The following is a 17,591-nucleotide window of genomic DNA, read 5'->3' as shown; positions in this document are numbered from 1 at the left end:
TGTTCTTATAATTTTGCCGATAGATGAAAGATTTTAGCAGACTTTTGGCAGAAATAGCAAGCTAAATTGCGGGGCGTCGCCCTGGGAGCGCGTTTGGCTTCGGGAAGCGAGACCGAAAAATCGCGTTGACGATGGAGAATGATCGTTCTACTATCTGCCCATTGCAGATAGAACGATCATTCTCCATGACTGAAGCTCATACCGAATCCCATACCGAACCCCGCGCCGACGTGCAGGAAAAATTGTTGCGCGCCACCGAATCCCTGATCTATGCCGGGGGGATCAACGCCACCGGCATGGATCTCATCGTCAAGACCTCCGGCGTGGCACGCAAGAGCATCTACAAGCACTACGGCACCAAGGAAGTCCTGGTGGCCGCGGCGCTGTCGGCCCGCGATGAGCGCTGGATGCAGTGGTTCATCGAGGCGACGACGCGCGCGCCTTCGCCGCGCGATAGCGTGCTGTCGATTTTCGATGCATTGCGCGAGTGGTTCGCCTCGGAAGGCTTTCGCGGCTGCGCGTTCATCAATGCCGCCGGCGAAATCGGCGACCCCGACAGCCCCATCCGCGCGGTGGCGCGGCGCCACAAGGAGCGCCTGCTTGCGCACGTGCAATCGCTGGTGCAAGCGGCTGGCGTGGCCCAGCCCGAGGAGTGCGCGCGCCAGTTGCTGGTGCTGATCGACGGCGCGATTGCCGTGGCCATGGTCACGGGCGACGCATCGATCACGGACAGCGCCGAGCGCGCGGCCGCAGCGCTTCTTCAGGCCAACGCCTGACCCCATTCACGTTTCCTTCCTGATTCCCTCCCCCCCCCGACCATGAGGCTCACGCCATGACATCGTCCCCTGAAGTCCGCCCGCCCCTTCCTCCCTTTACGCTCGAAAGCGCCATCCTGAAAGTCCGCCTGGCCGAAGACGGCTGGAACACCCGCGACGCGGACAAAGTTGCCCAGGCCTACAGCCTGGACACCCGCTGGCGTAACCGCGCCGAGTTCGTGCATGGCCGCGACGAAGCGCGCGAATTTCTTTCGCGCAAATGGGCGCGCGAACTTGAGTACCGCTTGATCAAGGAACTGTGGGCCTACACCGGCAATCGCATCGCGGTGCGCTATGCATACGAGTGGCGCGACGACTCGCGAAACTGGTTCCGCTCGTACGGCAACGAGAACTGGGAATTCGGCGAGGACGGCTTGATGATCCACCGCCATTCCAGCATCAACGACCTTCCCATCAAGGAAGCCGACCGCAAATTTCACTGGCCGCTCGGACGCCGTCCGGACGATCATCCGAGCCTGTCCGACCTGGGCATGTAAACGCCCTGCACGGCTCTCGCGCGGGCCTGCAGCGCCTGCGCGGCCCACGTGCCGCGCAGGCGCATGACGCGCGCATTCCCCTTCAAAAAAGCCTAGGGATTTCCCCCGATTTCGTGGCTATCGCGACACCCGCGCGCAACTTTCGCACGCCTTGAAAGGTGAACGGAAGTTTGGATTTTTAGACTCCCGCATTCATTGCAGTGTCAGCTTTTGTTCAGACCTAAGTCAGGCAAAGCACAACAACGGGAGGAAAAGACCATGCAATCAAAACGCAGCGCCGTGCGGCGCGAGGCGTGGGCTGCGGGCACGATGATCGTGCTGGGCCTGGGCGCCATCGCGCAGGCGTCAACCTACACATTGGGAACCCTGGACCGCATGGGCCCGGGCATGTTCCCGGCCATTCTGGGCGTGCTGCTGGTGCTTCTTGGCTTGGCCATCGCCAAGATGGCGGCTTCGCCCGTGGCCGCCGAGGAAGATGCCGAAGAAGTGGCGCCGCCCGAGTGGCGCGGCTGGGGCTGCATCATCGGCGGCCTGCTTTCCTTCATCCTCATCGGCAAGTTCGGCGGCCTGGTGCCGGCGACGTTCGTGCTGGTCTTCATCTCTGCCATGGGCGACCGCCAGCATACCTGGCGCTCCGCAGCCATCCTGGCCGCCGGCGTCACGGTGCTTGGCGTGGCCGTGTTCTCCTGGGCGCTGCAACTGCAGTTTCCGTTGTTCCGCTGGGGTTGATCCATGGAAATCTTCAATAACCTGATGCACGGGTTTTCGGTCGCTTTCGCGCTGGACAACCTGATGTGGGCCATCTTTGGCGTGTTCATGGGCAACCTGATCGGCGTGCTGCCGGGCATGGGCGTGCTGGCCGCCATTTCGATTCTGCTGCCCCTGACCTACACGATGACGCCCACCGCGGCGCTGGTGATGCTGTCCGGCATCTACTACGGCTCGCAGTACGGCGGCGGCATCACGTCGATCATGTTGAACCTGCCCGGCACGGCCTCGCACGCGGTGGCCTGCCTGGACGGCAATCCGCTCGCGCGCAACGGCAAGGCGGGCTCGGCCCTCTTCATGCTGATGTTCTCGTCGTTCTGCGGCGCGTCCGTCGGCATCCTGGCAATGATCCTGTTCTCGCCGCTGCTGGTCGACGTCGCGTTCAAGTTCGGTCCCGCCGAGTACTTCTCGATGATGATGCTGGGCCTGCTGGCCGGCGCAACGCTGGCCAAGGGTTCGGCGATCAAGGGCGTGGCGATGGTGGTGGTCGGCCTGCTGCTGGGCGTGGTGGGCACCGACGTGAACACCGGCACGATGCGCTTTCACTTCGGCATCCTGGAACTGTCCGACGGGCTGCAGATCGTGGCGCTGGCCATGGGGCTGTTCGGCGTGGCGGATTTCCTGAAGAACATCAATCGCATCGGCGGCGACAGCAAGGTCACCTCGACGAAGGTGAGCATGAAGTCCATGCGTCCGGAAGCCGGCGACATCAAACAGTCGCGCGGCGCGCTGGTGCGCGGCACGGCGATCGGTGCGGCGTTCGGCATCCTGCCGGGCACGGGTCCGACCATCGCGTCGTTCATCTCTTACGCCACGGAAAAGAAGGTTGCCCGTGAACCGCGCCGCTTTGGCCGCGGAGCCATCGAAGGCATCGCCGGTCCGGAAGCCGCAACCAGCGCATCCACGCAGACCAGCTTCATCCCGACGATGAGCCTGGGCATCCCTGGCGATCCCGTCATGGCGCTGATGCTGGGCGCGCTGATCATTCACGGCATCCAGCCGGGTCCGCAGATGATGGTCGAGCACGCCGACATGTTCTGGGGGCTGATCGCCAGCTTCTGGGTCGGCAACGTGCTGCTGCTGCTCCTGAACCTGCCGCTCATCGGCATGTGGGTGCGCCTGTTGACGGTTCCCTTCCGCTATCTGTTCCCTGCCGCGCTGTTCTTCGTCTGCGTGGGGGTATACAGCACGAACAACAACCTCTTCGACGTGGGAATGGTGACCTTGTTCGGCGCCGCGGGCTACGCGTTGATCCGGCTGCGTTTCGAACCGGCGCCGCTGCTGCTGGGATTTGTGCTCGGGCCCATGGTGGAAGAGAACTTCCGCCGCGCCCTGCTGCTGTCGCGCGGTGAGCTGTCGATTTTCGTGACGCGGCCCATCAGCCTGGGCTTCATCCTGGCCTGCGTGGGGCTGATCGCCCTGCTGGCCGTGTCGGCGCTGCGCCAGCGCAAGGCGCGCGAAGCGCTCAGGCACGCGGAGTCTGCCGCGTAGACGCAAATCAAGAATCGGGGTAGTGCTGCTTTGGCCGGTCTTAAAAGGACCGGCCTTTTTTTGCCTGCCCGGTCAGCGATGCGGGTCCGCGTTTCGGGTCAGCTTTCCGGCGGGGCGGTGTGGCCATCGATGTGGCCAAGCGGGCGGCCCGGATCCAGGCGGTCGCGCACACGCTGCTTCAGCACCTTGGCGTCGGGGAAGCCGCCGTCGCGCTTGCGGTCCCAGATCAGATCGCCGTCGTAGGTGATCTGGAAAATTCCGCCGGTGCCGGGCTGCAGCGCCACTTCGCCAAGATCCGTCGAAAACGTGGAAAGCAATTCTTGCGCCATCCAGCCCGCGCGCAGCAGCCATTGGCACTGCGTGCAATACAGGATGACGATGCGAGGGCGCAAAGCAGACGGGTTCATGGGAACGGCATTCTACGCCTGCGCGGGCGGAGGCGATCATGGATAATGTCGGGTTTTCCCGGGTCTGCAATGGGCCCAGAGCCTCGTATGAAGTCTGCCTTGACGCCCCGAGGCCAACGCTGGCTGATCGGTCTTTTGATGGGACTGGTCACGCTCACGCCGATGGCCATCGACATCTACCTGCCTTCCCTGCCCGCGATGGCATTGGCGTTTGGCGAGCCCATCGGCGCCTTGCAATCCAGCATCACCCTTTTCATTTTTGCGGTGGGCGTGGGCCAGGTGCTGATCGGCCCGCTGGCCGACCGCTATGGCCGCCGGCCCGTGGCCCTGTGCGGCGCTGCGGCATACCTGGCAGGCTCGGCGCTGGGCGCGTCGGCAACGTCCCTCGAGGTGTTCTACGCGGCGCGCGTCATCCAGGGACTAGGCGCGTGTTCGGCATCGCTGGTCGCGTTTGCCGCCGTGCGGGATTGCTTTACCCCGGCCGTCGGCGCGCGCGTCTACAGCTACCTGAACGGCGCGCTATGTTCCGTGCCCGCGCTGGCGCCGATGGTGGGCGGCGTGCTGGCCCTGCATGCAGGCTGGCGCAGCACGTTCGTCTTCATGACGGTGTTCGCGCTGGCATTGGCGGCGCTGCTGGCCGTGCGCTTCGAGGAAACCCGGGCCAAGCTGACGCACCGGCCAGGCGCGCTGTACAGCTTGCCCCGTTATGCATCCATCGTCACCAGCGGACGGTTCCTCTACTTTGCGTGCTTCGGCATGGCGGGCATGGCCATGATCCTGGTGTTCGTGTCGGCCGCGCCCGTCGTGCTGGTCGAGCAGCTTGGGTACAGCGAGCTGGGCTTTTCGGCATGGTTTGGGGCGAATGCAACCGTCAACATCGCGGCGTTTTTCCTGGCGCCCGCGTTGATCGCGCGCCATGGCCGCTACACCATGGTGCGCGTCGGCATGGCCGCCCTCCTGCTGGCGTCGGTCCTGCAGATCAGCGCGTGGCTGTGGATGCCCCTGTCGGCCTGGGTCTTCATGCTGCCGGTCACGGTGTTTACCGTCGGATTTTCGCTGGCGCTGGGATCGGGGCTGAGCCTGGCGCTCGAGCCTTTTGCCGACCGGGCGGGCACTGCCGCCGCCGTGTATGGCCTCTTCCAGATGAGCGGGTCGGCGGTGATCGCCACCCTGCTGCTGGACAGCGGCATGGCGCCTCAGGCGGCCATGGCGCTGGTCGGCGCGGTCATCGTGGCGCCGCTGCTGCTGCTCTCGCCGGCGTTGGGCCGGCGCCTTGCCGCCGGTTCCTGAGCCATTGGGCGCGGGGCGTGCGCTAGTATCCAGGAACAACCACCTGGAGGCGACATGTCCATCGAAAAACCCGCGGACGAACCGGTGCTGCTGCGCAGCGCCGAAGGCGGCGTTGTCACGCTGCGCCTGAACCGCCCTTCCCAGTTCAACGCCTTGTCCGAGGCGATGCTGGCCGCGTTGCAACAGGAAATCGACACACTGGCATGCGATGCCGACGTCCGCTGCGTGGTGCTGGAGTCGGCCGGCCGCGCGTTCTGCGCGGGCCATGACTTGCGCGAGATGCGCAGCCAGCCGGACCTTGATTACTACCGGGCGCTCTTTCGCCGATGCGGCAGCGTCATGCAAGGCTTGCAGGCGCTGCCGGTGCCCGTGATCGCCAAGGTGCACGGCATTGCCACCGCGGCGGGATGCCAACTGGTCGCCAGCTGCGATCTGGCAGTCGCCGCGGACACCGCGAAGTTCGCCGTGTCCGGCATCAACGTCGGCCTGTTCTGCGCCACGCCCGCCGTGGCCCTGACCCGCAACGTGTCTGCCAAGCGCGCCTTCGAGATGCTGATGACTGCGCGCTTCATCGATGCTGCCCAGGCTGTGGACTGGGGGCTGATCAACGCGGCGGCGCCCGAGAGCGAATTGGCTGCGCGGGTGCGCACGCTGGTGGACGACATCTTGGCCAAGAGCCCGGCGGCCGTGCGTTACGGCAAGCGGATGTTCTACAAGCAGCGGCAGATGGCCCTGGCCGATGCCTATGATTACGCGGGCGACGTGATGGCCCGCAACATGATGGAGGCGGACGCGTGCGAAGGCATCGACGCCTTCCTGCAGAAACGCCCGCCGCGCTGGACGTCGTGACGACGCGCTGACGGCTGGGGCCGGGCGTCAGACCAGCCAGCCCAGCGACCAGCCGCTGACGGCGGCCAGCAGCACCACCCATAACGGCGACCAGCGGGCATAGACCAGCAACGCGAACAGCAACAGCGCGAGGCCAAAGTCGGCCTTGCCCAGGATTGCGCTGGTCCAGACGGGGTCATACAGCGCGCCGAGCAGGATGCCGACGACGCTGGCATTGACGCCGGCCACCATGTTGCGCACGCCTGGCCGGCGCCGCAGCGTGTCCCAGAACGGCAGCGCCGCGGTAAGCAGCAAGGCACCCGGCACGAAGATGACACAGAGAAGCAGCAAGCCGCCCGCCCATCCGGACAAGGGGCCGGACGACATCGCGCCCAGGAAGGCCGCGAAGGTGAACAAGGGCCCGGGCATGGCCTGGGCCGCACCGTAACCGGCCAGGAAATCCGCGCTGGACACCATGCCGGTGGAGACCGACGCCGTCTCCAGCAGCGGCAGCACCACGTGCCCGCCGCCAAAGACCAGCGCGCCCGCGCGATAGAAGCCGTCGATCTGGGCCGCCAGCGCGCCGCTGGAGATCAGCGCCCAGAGCGGCAGCCCCGCCATCAGCACGGCAAAGAGCACCAGAGACGCCACGCCCGCCGCGCGCGACACGCCGGAAGGCGCGTGGGACAGAACGGGCCGGGCCGGCAATTGCAGGAAGGCCGCTCCGATCACCGCGCCCAGCACCACGGCGCCGATCTGCGCCAGCGCGGCCGGCAGCACCACCGTGAGTAATGCGGCGGCGACCGCCAGCGCGGCGCGGGATCGGTCCGGGCACAGCGAACGGCCCATTCCCCATACCGCCTGCGCAACGATGGCCACGGCGGCCACCTTCAGCCCATGAATGGCCGCCGACCCGGAAAGCCAGCCGTAATGAGCAAGCCCCATCGCAAATCCGATCAGGGCGAGCGCCGAAGGCAGCGTAAATGCGACCCACGCGGCCAGCATGCCGGCCCACCCGGCGCGGCGCAGGCCGATCGCCATGCCGACCTGACTGCTGGCCGGACCCGGCAGAAACTGGCACAGCGCGACCAGGTCCGAAAAGGTGTAATCGTCGAGCCAACGGCGCCGGTCGACAAATTCGGTGCGGAAGTAACCCAGATGCGCGACCGGTCCGCCAAAGGACGTCAAGCCCAGGCGCAGGAACACCAGAAACACTTCAAGACAGGACCCTCGATCCGTCTGGGCGCGCGCGCCGGTGGCCGGCTTGCTGTCGACATGTTCGTCATGGGGGGATGGGTGCGGCATCGGCTCGGGCTTCGTGGGAAATCGGGGCGGCGATTTTATAAAAGGCCCCAGCACCAAGCTTATAGCCGGGCCACGGCCGGGATTCAATCGGATAAATGTCAGGAATTGGCGCGTGGCGGACGCACCGCCCGGCGCATCATGGCCCATATCAAAAATGGGTTCTTGGCACTTCAGCGGTAGGCCAATCGGCGCCATCATTTGCCGGTCATTCCCCCATCCCATTGCAATAGAAAGGTCTGAACATGAGCCAACGGTTGAATTATTTCCAGGTGTCCGAAGTCCTGTCGAAGAAATATCTGGACTTCAGCATGGCGCTGAAGAAGACGCCTGTGGTCCAGGAGCTTGGCTCGCTGGTCGATATCCGTGCCTCGCAGATCAACGGCTGCGGATTCTGCCTGGACATGCACGTCAAGGAAGCCACGATCAAGGGCGAGCGCGCGCTGCGCCTGCATCACGTCGCCATCTGGCGCGAATCCCCCCTCTTCTCGCCGCGTGAACGCGCCGCGCTGGAATGGACCGAGGCGCTTACGACGCTGCCGCCGCACGGCGTGCCGGACGAGATCTACGACGCTGTGCGAGCGCAGTTCACGGAATCCGAGCTGTCGGACCTGACCTTCCTGGTGGTCGGGATCAATGGCTGGAACCGGCTGAACGTCGCGTTTCGCACCGAGCCCGGGTCCGCGGACAAGGCCTATGGCCTGGACAAGGCCGGCTTGAACTGACCGGCGCTCTGCTGCCGCGAGTCACATGAGCTGCAGGATGCGGCGCGCCAGCTGCTCCGCCTGCTCAGCCGAGACGATATTGGTGAAGCTCATGAGCAGGCCGGCGCGCGCGTCCGGCGCCGCCGACCAGTGCGACAAGGCATGGGCGTACAGGCCCTGCCGCAGCATGCGCGCCGCAAGTTCGCGATCGGTCTGATGGCCGTCCAGCCGCGCCACCAGGTGCATGCCGCCTGGCTGCGGATCAATGCGCAACCGGTTGCCCAGCACGCTGGACAGCGCCGCGGCCGTGGCCTCGCGCCGTTCGCTGTACAGACGGCGCATGCGCTGGATATGGCGCGCGAAGTGTCCTTCGTTGATGAACGAGGCCAGCACGGCCTGCGTCAACGCCGGCGCGCCGCCCGCCAGCAGCATGCACAGACGCTCGAAGCGCGGCGCCTGCTCCTCGGGCACCACCAGGTAGGCGAGCCGCATGCCGGGAAACAGCACCTTGCTGAAGGTGCCCGAATACAGCACGCGACCCTGGCGGTCCAGGCTTTTCAGGGCCGGCAGCGGACGGCCGACGTAGCGGTATTCGCCGTCGTAATCGTCCTCCACGATCCACGCGCTGCTGCGTTCAGCCCAGTCCAGCAGCGCCTGACGCCGGGGCAGCGACAGCGACAGGCATAGCGGACTTTGGTGCGCGGGCGTCACGACCGCCGCCCGGGCCCGCGGCTCCTGCGCAATACCCGCCTCCACGACCAGCCCTTGCGCGTCCACCCGCACCGGCACGGCCTGCATCCCAGCCTGCGCCAGCAGCGCCCGCGTGGGCGGATAGCCGGGGTCTTCCACCCAGACCGAATCGCCGGGCTTGAACAGCGCCTGCATGATGAGCTGCAGGGTGTTGTTGTAGCCCGACGTGATGAACACCTGGCTGGGCGCGCACTGGATGCCGCGCGCCACCTGCAGGTAGGCGGCCGTCGCGGTCCTGAGCGCGAGCAAGCCCGAGGGATCGGGGTACGCAAGGTCCGGCGGCTGCATGCCGCGCAGATGGCGCGCGCCCAGACGCGCCCAGATCTTGCGCGGAAAGGCGTCGAGCGCGGGCAGCCCCATCTGAAAGGGCAATGGTGCGGCCGGACGTTGCCAGCCGTCTTCCGGCGCCTCGGCGGGCCGGGCCTTTGCAGCGGGCGCGGCGCGCGCAATCGGTTGCAGGTTGGGAGCGACCACGGTGCCGGCCTGGCCGCGCGCCTGGATGTAGCCCTCGGACGCCAGCAGCGAATAGGCGACCTCGATGGTGCCGCGCGCCACGCCGATTTCCTTGGCTAGCGCGCGTGCCGACGGGATGCGGTCGCCGGGCTTGAGGGTGCCCTCGGCGATGGCGCTCCGGAATCGCTCATAGATCTGGCGGTAGAGCGGATGGCCGGCGGCGTCAGAGACGGTTTGCAGACCGTCGGGGGTTGCAGGAATCATGGCATAGTCCGTAATCGCATTTATGGCCCTTCAAATTATGGCATGTGGTTTTTAAGATTCGTACTCACGCCGGGCGTGCGCTTCGCGCCCTGAACTTCGAGCGACTGATCCCATGCACACATCCACGGAACCGTCCTTGCGCCATCTGGAGACCCCGGAAGAATGGCAGGCCTGCCTGCCGCTGATGCGCGAGCTGCGACCCCATCTTGCCCACGACGACGCGTTTGTCGAACGCCTGGCCCGCATGCACCAGCAGAACTATCGCCTGCTCGCCGTCATGCGCGACGGCGAAGCGCTGGCGCTGGCGGGATACCGGTATCAGGAAAACCTGATCTACGGGCGGTTCCTGTACGTGGACGACCTGGTGGTGGCGCCGTCGGCGCGCGGCAGCCGCTGGGGCGCCCGGCTGATCGCCGAGCTGGATCACCTGGCGCGCGGCGCGGACTGCGACAAGCTGGTGCTGGACACCGGGCTGGGCAACGCGCTGGCGCAACGCTTCTACTTCCGGCAGGGCCTGTTGACCAGCGCCATCCGGTTCAGCAAATCCTTGAAAGGAAACACCCAATGAGCATTCTTCGTATCCGCTGCAGCCCGCGGGGGCTCGATTCCGAGAGCTATCGCCTGTCCCAGCGCATCGTCGACCGCCTCGTGCGGTCGGCGCCGGCCGGCGGCCTGGAGGTCGTCGAGTTTGACGCCACCACCCTCACCCATGCGGACAGCGACTATGCCGCGGCGCTGGCCGCGCCGGCGGATCCTGCCGCCGACGTGCTCGGGCGCGGTTCGCTGCACGCGTCGGGCGCGCTGATCCGGATGCTGGAAAACGCCAGCCACATCGTGCTGGCCACGCCCATGCACAACTTCACCGTCCCCTCCGCGTTGAAGGCATGGCTGGACCTTGTCGTCCGGGTGCGCAATACGTTTCACATCACGCCGCAGGGCAAGGTCGGATTGCTGGCGGACCGCCCCGTGTTTGTCGCGATTTCGTCGGGCGGGGCCTTCAGCGGCGAAGAGGCCCGTCAGCCGGACTTCCTGACGCCATACCTGCGGCACGTGCTGGCGACCATCGGGCTGAAACAGGTGACGTTTGTATCGGTGGAGGGAACGGCCCGAGGGCCGGCTTATCTTGCGGCTGCTCGCAAGCAGGCCGAACGCGCGGTCGATGCCATTTCTTTCGCAGCCTTCCCATGCGGCGCCAGCCGGATACCAGCCGGATGGCGCCCGTCCGACCCGCTGGCGGCCGGTGACGCAATCCCTTCGGGCCATCCGATCGGGCCGCATTGACACGCTTGATTTAGCCGCTCTACGCTAGCCCGCACTTGTGGTCCAACTTGGGCGTGGTCCTGCCCCGGCGCACCAAGGTGCGGGAGGCGCAACATGACGCTATGCAGGCCTGGAGCAATCGCATGCGTGCTGCTGTGGCTGAGTGTCCTGGCGCCAGCCGGCGCGCAGGCGGCATGCAGCGACAAGACATTGCGCGAGATGTCGGACGCGGGACGCACCGTGGCGACGATTGCCAAACGCTGCGGGATGAGCGCGGCAGCGGTGAAGGAACGCCTGGGCGCAGGCGAAACGAAATCGAACCGCGCGCCGCCCGAGGCCGCTGCGTCCGCCGCCGCGGGGGGAGCCGAAGCCGCGTCCACAGCATCCCCGGCCGCGCCAGCCGCGGCATCCGCCGCCAACACCACAAAGACCGCCAAGCCGGCAAAGGCGCCCGCCGATCCGCCAAAACACCCGCCGGGCACCATCCTGGAACTGTGCGGATGCTACGGCAGCATGGAATACGGCTTCACCGAGCCGAACGCGCAATGCGTGAGCGGCAAGGCCGTGGCGACGCGGTGTCCGGGCTACTGCCCGGTGAACCGGTCGCCATGGCGCCGCATCTGCAGTTGAGGCGGTGGCGAGCCGCCCTGCCCGTCAGTCGGCCGCGCCGACTTCGGGCTGGTGCGGACGCGCATGCACCTGGTCGATACGCAGGCCGTCCCGCCGCGTCACTTCGAACCCCCAGTCACGCAGCATCACGGTGTCGCCCGTTTCGGGGATCCGTCCGCCCGCGCGCAGCAAGCATCCGGCCAGCGTCGCATCGGGATAGTCGTCGGCAAGCGCCGGCGCATCCAGAAGGCGGGCGGCTTCGTCGACGGACAAGCGGCCGCCCAGCAGCCACGAGCCATCGGACAGCTGCAGGGCGTCCGGGTGGTCTTCCTGGTGTTCAGGCAAGTCGCCCGCCACCGCTTCCAGCACGTCCAGCGGCGTGACCAGGCCTTCGCACACGCCGTGTTCATCGACGACGATCAGCATGTGATCGCGCGAGGCGCGCAGTTCATCCAGCACCTTTAGCACCGGCGTGGTTTCCATCACGTAGCGCGGTTCGCGCGCCAGTTCCACCAGGTCGATCGGGCCGGGGTTCTGCAGCAGCGGCAGGACCTCCTTGAAGTGCAGCACGCCCAGCACGTTGGCCGGATCCCCCGCGCACAGCGGCAGGCGCGAGTGACCGGTGGCGAACTTGCGAATGATCACGTCGGGCGTGTCGGACACATCCAGCCACGTCATGTCGCCGCGCGGGACCATGATGGAGCGGATGTCGCGCGTGCCGATGGACAGCACGCGCTCGATCATCGAACTTTCCTCGGGCGCGAAGGCCGGCTCGTCCCCGGCGCCGTCCACCAGCGCGACCACTTCATCGGCTTGCGACACCGGCTGGCCGGCACGGCCGCCGCGCAAGAGGCGCAGCACGGCCTGCGCCGTGCGCTGCCGGCGGCCCAGCGCATGCGTGCCTCGGGCGCGGTTGCGGCGGGCCAGCTGGTTGCACAGCTCGATCAGGATCGAGAAGCCGATGGCCGCATACAGATAACCCTTGGGAACGTGGAAGCCCAGGCCTTCGGCGACCAGGCTGAAACCGATCATCAGCAACAGGCCCAGACACAGGATGACGACCGTCGGGTGACGGCCAACGAATGCCATCAGCGGGCGGCTGGCGATCATCATGACGGCCATTGCGAGCACGACGGCGATCATCATGATGCTCAGTTCCTGCACCATGCCCACGGCGGTGATGACGGAGTCCAGCGAGAACACGGCGTCCAGCACCACGATCTGCAGAATGACTTGCCAGAAGACGGCGTGCTGCGGCTTTTGCCCCTGGTCGTGGCTGACGCTGCCTTCCACGCGTTCGTGCAGCTCCATCGTGCCTTTGAACAGCAGGAACAGGCCGCCCAGGATCAATATCAGATCGCGTCCGGAGATTTCGGCGCCCAGCACGGTGAAAAGCGGCGCGGTCAGCGTGACCACCCAGGCAATACTGGCCAGCAGGCCCAAACGCATCACCAGCGCGAGCGTCAGGCCAATGAGCCGCGCGCGGTTGCGCTGCTCGGGCGGCAACTTGTCCGCCAGGATGGCAATGAACACCAGGTTGTCGATGCCCAGCACAATTTCAAGAATGACCAGCGTCGCCAGGCCAAGCCAGGCGGTGGGGTCGGACATCCAGTCGAAAATCATCAGGTTTCCACGGAAAGCGTCAGCGAGCGCGCGTTCGGGGCGCGCCGGCGGGAAGGGAGTGCATCAGGAGCGCACCGCAATCGTTGCAGAGGTGCGCGAATGGACGTGACCCGGCGAGGCGGCGCGCGGCCGCCCAGACGCGGCGTGGCCGCAGTGGCGATCAGGGAGGCGGCGCGCAGGCAGACAAGCCTTGCCGCGGCAGTGTGAGGAGAAGATGTCGGGCGCCGGCAGAAGTGCGGCGCCCTGCTAGGAGGAGGGTCTTCGTTCATAGAAGGCGGATGGCTCCAGGCTGCCGGGGCAGCAATGCATCGGAATATCCGCCGGGCTCTCTTTCTTACAGGATCCTGAATATTACCTGAAACACGGCATTGCGCGAATTGGGGCCGCTACTACGCTCATTGGCCGCGCAGGTCAGCCGTGCCGCCAGAGCCCGACGTCGCGCCGGAACCCGGCATGCCGCCGTGCCCTGTCGAGCCGGTGTTGCTGCCCGGCGTGCCCTTGGCGCCTCGCGTGTCCGCGCCGGCGTCGTCTTGCCGCGGACTCGATCCTGCCCGCGCGGGCTCGCCCCGGCCGGGGTCTCGCTGTTTCTGTTTTGCGCCCTTATCTTGCGCGCCCTGCGTTTGCGCGGGCGGCTGTTGCGCGCCGGACGGTTGGTCCCGCTTGGGCTGGCCGGGGGCGCCCATGCCGGGGGTCGTCATCTGCGCCTGCGCGACCAACGTTTTTTCAACGCGCTGCGCCGACGCGCCGGTGGCAAGCAAGCCGCTCATGGCAGTAGCGCACAGATACAGAATCGGATGTTTCATGGTTGCTCCTTGGTCGACAGCGGTGACACACTGAGCCCCAGGCCAATAAGCTGACGCGGGATCTCTGTTCATCCAGGGGCAAGTGGCGTGCCTGCCCCGACAAGGGAGCGATACATGCGTGATCAACCTGTACCCGGCCGGCGGGGGCTGCTCAAGGCCCTGGCCGTCGGCGTCCCCGGCGCCGCCTGGGCGCCCCGCGCAATCAGCGCACCGGACCATCCCCCTTCTGCCCCCCAGCCGGACGCTGCCGCGACTGGCGCCGCGCCCAACCGGACGCTCAAATTTTTCAACGCGCAGGAAGCCTTGACGATGGACGCCATCGCCGCGCGGCTGATTCCGGCCGACGATCTGGGTCCGGGCGCCAAGGAAGCCGGGGTGACGCTGTTTCTGGACGGCCAGCTTGCCGGCGCCTGGGGCGCGGGCAGCCAGCTCTACCGCCAGGGTCCTTTCGAACCGGGCACGCCGGAACAGGGCTACCAGCTTTCGTTCACACCGGCCGAAATGTTCCGGCGCGGTCTGGCCGCGCTGGACGCGGCGGCGCGCAAAGCGGACGGCAAGCCGTTCGCGGAATTGGATGCGGCGCGGCAGGACGCCTGGCTGCGCGACATGCAGGAAGGCAAACCCGACTTCTCGCCCCTGCCTTCTGGTGTGTTCTTCCAGGCGTTGCTGGAAGGCACGATCGAAGGGTTCTTTTCGGACCCGCTTTACGGCGGCAATGCGGACATGGTGGGGTGGAAGCTAGTGGGGTTTCCCGGCGCGTTTGCCTCGTTTTCCAACGACATCGAGCGCCACGGCGTGATCTGGGCCGGCCAGCCGGTGTCCATTGCCAACGCCACGAGCCACAAGATGACGCCCGGAGGCAAGCATGGCTAAAACGCTACCGGCGGTGGACGTGGCGATCATTGGAGGGGGATGGACCGGCTCCATCATCGGCAAGGAGCTTGCCGCCGCCAAGCAACGGGTCGTGGTGCTGGAACGCGGCGAGGCACGGTGGCCGTCGCCTGACTTTCAGGGGCCCAATGTCCACGACGAACTCAAGTACACGCGCCGCCACGAACTGCACCAGGACGCCGCGACCGAAACCTACACGTTCCGCAACAACACGGGCCAGAAGGCGCTGCCGATGCGCCGGTGGCAATTTGCGTACCCCGGCACGCATCTGGGCGGCGCGGGCAATCACTGGTCGGGCGCCTACTACCGCTTCGATCCCACCGACTTCGTCATGCGCAGCCATTACAACGAGCGCTATGGCAAGGACATCTTCGACAAGGAACTGACCTGTCAGGACTGGGGCATCACGTATGACGAGCTGGAGCCGTACTTCGACCGCTTCGATTACCTGATCGGCGCTTCGGGCCAGGCCGGCAACATCAAGGGTGAGAAACAGGAAGGCGGCAACCCGTTCGAGCCGTGGCGCTCGCGCCCCTACCCCAATCCGCCCATGAAGGTGCCTTATGCGCCGGCGCTCTTTGGGCAAGCCGCGCGCAAGCTGGGCTACCACCCATACGTGCAGCCGTCCGCGCTCTGTACGCGGCCCTATGTGAACACCGAAGGCCTGCACATGAGCGCGTGCGTGTACTGCGGATTCTGTTCCAACTTTGGTTGCGAGCACTTCGCCAAGGCCTCGCCGCAGGTGTGCATCCTGCCGGTGGCCATGAAGATGGAGAATTTCGAGATCCGCACCGGCGCGCATGTGCTGCGCGTGGAGCTGACGCCGGACAAGAAGCGCGCCCGGGGCGTGACGTACGTGGATGCCGGTGGCGAAGAAGTCTTCCAGCCGGCCGAAATCGTCGTGCTGTGCGCGTTCGGCATCAACAACGTGCGGCTGCTGTTGCTCTCGGGGATCGGCAAGCCCTTCGATCCGGCAACCAACACCGGCGTCGTGGGCCGCAACTACACGCACCAGACCACCTCGGGCGTGAACCTCTTTTTTGATGAGTCGGTCAACATCAATCCGTTCATGGGCGCCGGCGCGGTGGCGGTGACGATGGACGACTTCAGCGCCGACAACTTCGACCACGGACCCGTGGGTTTCGTCGGCGGCGGCTATCTGCAGATTCAGGTGGTCAGCGGCGCGCCGATCGGCTTTCATCCCACGCCCAAGGGCACGCCGTCGTGGGGCTCTGAATGGAAGAAGGCGGTCGCGCGCTACTACAACCATGCCGCCAACATCACCATCACCGGCTCGGCGCAGCCCTGGCGCGGCGGCTACCTGAGCCTGGATCCCACCTACAAGGACGCGTGGGGCCTGCCGCTGTTGCGGGTGACCTACGATTTTCCCGACAACGACATCCGCATGTCGGCCTTTCTGACGGAAAAAGGCGACGAGATCGCACGCGCCATGAAGGGCATCGTCCGCACCGAACCGGGCCCCCGCAAGCGGCCGTTTTCGGCGACCGCGTATCAATCTACCCACCTGACGGGCGGCGCGGCGATGGGCGACGACCCCAACACCAGCGTCGCCAACCGCTACGGTCAATCGTGGGACGTGCCCAACGTGTTCGTCACGGGCGCCGCGCTCTTTCCGCAGAACTCGGGCTACAACCCGACAGGCACCGTGGGCGCCACCGCCTACTGGATCGTAGAGAAAATCAAGGCGGACTATCTGCGTTCGCCGGGCCCGCTGGTGTCATCATGATCGAACATCGCAAAGGCATCATCTTCACTGTGGGGTTGATGGTCGCGGTGCCCGCCATCACGCTGGTTGCGACCGTGCACCAGATGATGGGCGCGGGCGGCGACGAGGCGATCCGCGCCTCGGCCGTGCCGCAACCGCCACCGCCCGCCGCAAGTCCGGCCCCGCAGACGGCCGCGCCGGCGGGGCAAGGGGCGGCCCCGGCGGCACCGGGTGCCGCGCCGGCCGCGCCGGGTCCCGCCGCTGGATCGGGCGCGACGGCGCCTGCCGCCGTTTCGGGCGCGGCGGCGCCTGCCGCCCCATCGGGCGCTCAGACGCCTGCCCCCCTGAAACCCGTGCCCGGACGCAGCGCCACCGATTTCACCGCGTCGCGCCCCGATTGGGAAAAATGGCTGCGCGAGGCCGATCCCGAAGCAGGCAAACAGCTGGCCGCGAACGGCAAGCCCGGCGCGGGCGTGCAGGCCTGTGTGGCCTGCCATGGCCCGGCCGGCATCACGCCCACGGGCGGCATCTTCCCCAACCTGGCGGGGCTGCGCAGCGAATATCTGGCCAAGCAGCTGGCCGACTTCCGGTCCGGCACGCGGGTGCAACCCCTGATGAACACCATCGCGCGCGCGCTGACAGAGGAAGAAATCGGACAGGTGGCGGCCTATTACGGCACGTTGGCCGGCCCGCCGCTGCACGTGGGCGAATTCGGCGGCGAGGCGGCGCGCAAGCTGGATGTTGAAGGCGACGGCGCGCGCGCCCTGCCCGCCTGCGCCAATTGCCATGGTCTGCGCGGCATGGGCGAAGGCCCGCTGTTGCCGAGGCTGGCCGGGCAGTCTCGGGAATATTTCACCGACCAGATGAATGCGTTTCGCAATGGCTCGCGCCAGAACGACGATGTCGGCGTGATGCGGGCGTTTTCGCAGCGCCTGACCGATGCCGAGATCCAGGCGCTGGCGCAATACTACGCCGGCCCGGCGCCAGCGCCGCGGTAGGCGCCGGTTAGGCAGTACAATCTCGTCCGCCGCACCCGCAACGGATGCGCGGCCGCGACGCTGTCGCGATCCCAGATGGACCCGGCTTGCCGGGTGGCTCGGCCGGGCGCCT

At 66.6% G+C, this 17,591-nt stretch carries 18 protein-coding genes and 1 other annotated feature (1 of these 19 only partly in view); of the genes, 13 read left to right on the top strand and 5 right to left on the bottom strand.

Annotated features, from left to right (window positions below; genetic code table 11):
* Positions 1 to 185: 185 nt before the first annotated feature.
* The 4 genes from H4P35_RS13205 (at position 186) to H4P35_RS13190 (ending at position 3,571) form a co-directional block, all read left to right on the top strand.
* The gene (locus H4P35_RS13205) at positions 186 to 776 is read left to right on the top strand and encodes a TetR/AcrR family transcriptional regulator (protein ID WP_226849364.1); all 591 of its coding nucleotides are present in this window, start codon (positions 186 to 188) and stop codon (positions 774 to 776) included.
* Positions 777 to 832: 56 nt separating this feature from the next.
* The gene (locus H4P35_RS13200) at positions 833 to 1,312 is read left to right on the top strand and encodes a nuclear transport factor 2 family protein (RefSeq protein ID WP_152384443.1); all 480 of its coding nucleotides are present in this window, start codon (positions 833 to 835) and stop codon (positions 1,310 to 1,312) included.
* A 258-nt stretch (positions 1,313 to 1,570) separates the two neighbouring features.
* Complete coding sequence (locus H4P35_RS13195; protein WP_056317818.1) at positions 1,571 to 2,041, top strand: tripartite tricarboxylate transporter TctB family protein; 471 nt, start codon at positions 1,571 to 1,573, stop codon at positions 2,039 to 2,041.
* A gap of 3 nt (positions 2,042 to 2,044) precedes the next feature.
* The gene (locus H4P35_RS13190; protein ID WP_056317816.1) at positions 2,045 to 3,571 is read left to right on the top strand and encodes a tripartite tricarboxylate transporter permease; all 1,527 of its coding nucleotides are present in this window, start codon (positions 2,045 to 2,047) and stop codon (positions 3,569 to 3,571) included.
* A 98-nt stretch (positions 3,572 to 3,669) separates the two neighbouring features.
* Here H4P35_RS13190 and H4P35_RS13185 read toward each other — a convergent pair whose 3' ends face one another.
* The gene (locus H4P35_RS13185; RefSeq protein ID WP_142055270.1) at positions 3,670 to 3,978 is read right to left on the bottom strand and encodes a SelT/SelW/SelH family protein; all 309 of its coding nucleotides are present in this window, start codon (positions 3,976 to 3,978) and stop codon (positions 3,670 to 3,672) included.
* Between the two features lie 87 nt (positions 3,979 to 4,065).
* Here H4P35_RS13185 and H4P35_RS13180 point away from each other — a divergent pair, with 87 nt between their 5' ends.
* Both H4P35_RS13180 and H4P35_RS13175 read left to right on the top strand, forming a co-directional pair.
* Positions 4,066 to 5,268, top strand: coding sequence for a multidrug effflux MFS transporter (locus H4P35_RS13180; protein ID WP_226849361.1), 1,203 nt, complete (start codon positions 4,066 to 4,068; stop codon positions 5,266 to 5,268).
* Between the two features lie 54 nt (positions 5,269 to 5,322).
* Entirely contained in the window at positions 5,323 to 6,117 is a 795-nt protein-coding gene (locus H4P35_RS13175; RefSeq protein WP_226849359.1) for an enoyl-CoA hydratase, read from the top strand.
* A gap of 27 nt (positions 6,118 to 6,144) precedes the next feature.
* Here the strand turns inward: H4P35_RS13175 and chrA are convergent, their stop codons facing one another.
* Positions 6,145 to 7,401: a chromate efflux transporter gene (gene chrA / locus H4P35_RS13170; protein WP_226849357.1), complete on the bottom strand. Its 1,257-nt coding sequence runs from the start codon at positions 7,399 to 7,401 to the stop codon at positions 6,145 to 6,147.
* Between the two features lie 242 nt (positions 7,402 to 7,643).
* On the opposite strand from chrA, the gene H4P35_RS13165 reads away from it, so the two are divergent.
* Positions 7,644 to 8,123 carry a carboxymuconolactone decarboxylase family protein gene (locus H4P35_RS13165; protein WP_062839496.1) on the top strand — a complete coding sequence of 160 codons (480 nt, stop codon included), beginning with the start codon at positions 7,644 to 7,646 and terminating at the stop codon, positions 8,121 to 8,123.
* A 21-nt stretch (positions 8,124 to 8,144) separates the two neighbouring features.
* Here the strand turns inward: H4P35_RS13165 and H4P35_RS13160 are convergent, their stop codons facing one another.
* On the bottom strand, positions 8,145 to 9,569 hold the full coding sequence (locus H4P35_RS13160; protein ID WP_226849355.1) for a PLP-dependent aminotransferase family protein: 1,425 nt from the start codon (positions 9,567 to 9,569) through the stop codon (positions 8,145 to 8,147).
* A 112-nt stretch (positions 9,570 to 9,681) separates the two neighbouring features.
* Here H4P35_RS13160 and H4P35_RS13155 point away from each other — a divergent pair, with 112 nt between their 5' ends.
* From H4P35_RS13155 to H4P35_RS13145, 3 genes are all read left to right on the top strand, one after another.
* Entirely contained in the window at positions 9,682 to 10,137 is a 456-nt protein-coding gene (locus H4P35_RS13155; RefSeq protein ID WP_056317796.1) for a GNAT family N-acetyltransferase, read from the top strand.
* Positions 10,134 to 10,850: an FMN-dependent NADH-azoreductase gene (locus H4P35_RS13150; protein ID WP_226849353.1), complete on the top strand. Its 717-nt coding sequence runs from the start codon at positions 10,134 to 10,136 to the stop codon at positions 10,848 to 10,850. Before H4P35_RS13155 ends, H4P35_RS13150 begins: the two co-directional genes overlap by 4 nt.
* A gap of 126 nt (positions 10,851 to 10,976) precedes the next feature.
* Positions 10,977 to 11,459, top strand: a complete 483-nt coding sequence (locus H4P35_RS13145) for a hypothetical protein (RefSeq protein WP_217618007.1) — start codon at positions 10,977 to 10,979, stop codon at positions 11,457 to 11,459.
* 24 nt (positions 11,460 to 11,483) lie between these two features.
* Here the strand turns inward: H4P35_RS13145 and H4P35_RS13140 are convergent, their stop codons facing one another.
* Complete coding sequence (locus H4P35_RS13140; RefSeq protein ID WP_226849352.1) at positions 11,484 to 13,061, bottom strand: TerC family protein; 1,578 nt, start codon at positions 13,059 to 13,061, stop codon at positions 11,484 to 11,486.
* Between the two features lie 395 nt (positions 13,062 to 13,456).
* Positions 13,457 to 13,864 (bottom strand): hypothetical protein, encoded by a 408-nt coding sequence (locus tag H4P35_RS13135; RefSeq protein ID WP_226849351.1) that lies wholly within the window; start codon positions 13,862 to 13,864, stop codon positions 13,457 to 13,459.
* Between the two features lie 114 nt (positions 13,865 to 13,978).
* Here H4P35_RS13135 and H4P35_RS13130 point away from each other — a divergent pair, with 114 nt between their 5' ends.
* The 3 genes from H4P35_RS13130 to H4P35_RS13120 are packed head-to-tail and all read left to right on the top strand — an operon-like array spanning position 13,979 to position 17,479.
* Positions 13,979 to 14,737 carry a gluconate 2-dehydrogenase subunit 3 family protein gene (locus H4P35_RS13130; protein ID WP_226849350.1) on the top strand — a complete coding sequence of 253 codons (759 nt, stop codon included), beginning with the start codon at positions 13,979 to 13,981 and terminating at the stop codon, positions 14,735 to 14,737.
* On the top strand, positions 14,730 to 16,502 hold the full coding sequence (locus tag H4P35_RS13125) for a GMC family oxidoreductase (protein ID WP_226849349.1): 1,773 nt from the start codon (positions 14,730 to 14,732) through the stop codon (positions 16,500 to 16,502). The genes H4P35_RS13130 and H4P35_RS13125 overlap by 8 nt, the downstream gene beginning before the upstream one ends.
* A complete protein-coding gene (locus H4P35_RS13120; RefSeq protein WP_226849347.1) occupies positions 16,499 to 17,479 on the top strand; it encodes a c-type cytochrome in 981 nt (326 codons plus the stop codon). Before H4P35_RS13125 ends, H4P35_RS13120 begins: the two co-directional genes overlap by 4 nt.
* Positions 17,480 to 17,553: 74 nt before the next feature.
* Positions 17,554 to 17,591 (top strand) — a sequence feature (sul1 is cis-regulatory element that is thought to sense ions involved in sulfur or methionine metabolism; They are found in Alphaproteobacteria); it runs 15 nt beyond the window's last position.

It is taken from the genome of Achromobacter sp. 77 (genome assembly GCF_020541125.1).
GTDB classification, from domain to species: domain Bacteria; phylum Pseudomonadota; class Gammaproteobacteria; order Burkholderiales; family Burkholderiaceae_B; genus Achromobacter; species Achromobacter mucicolens.
This window is presented reverse-complemented; position numbering and strand designations above follow the sequence as displayed.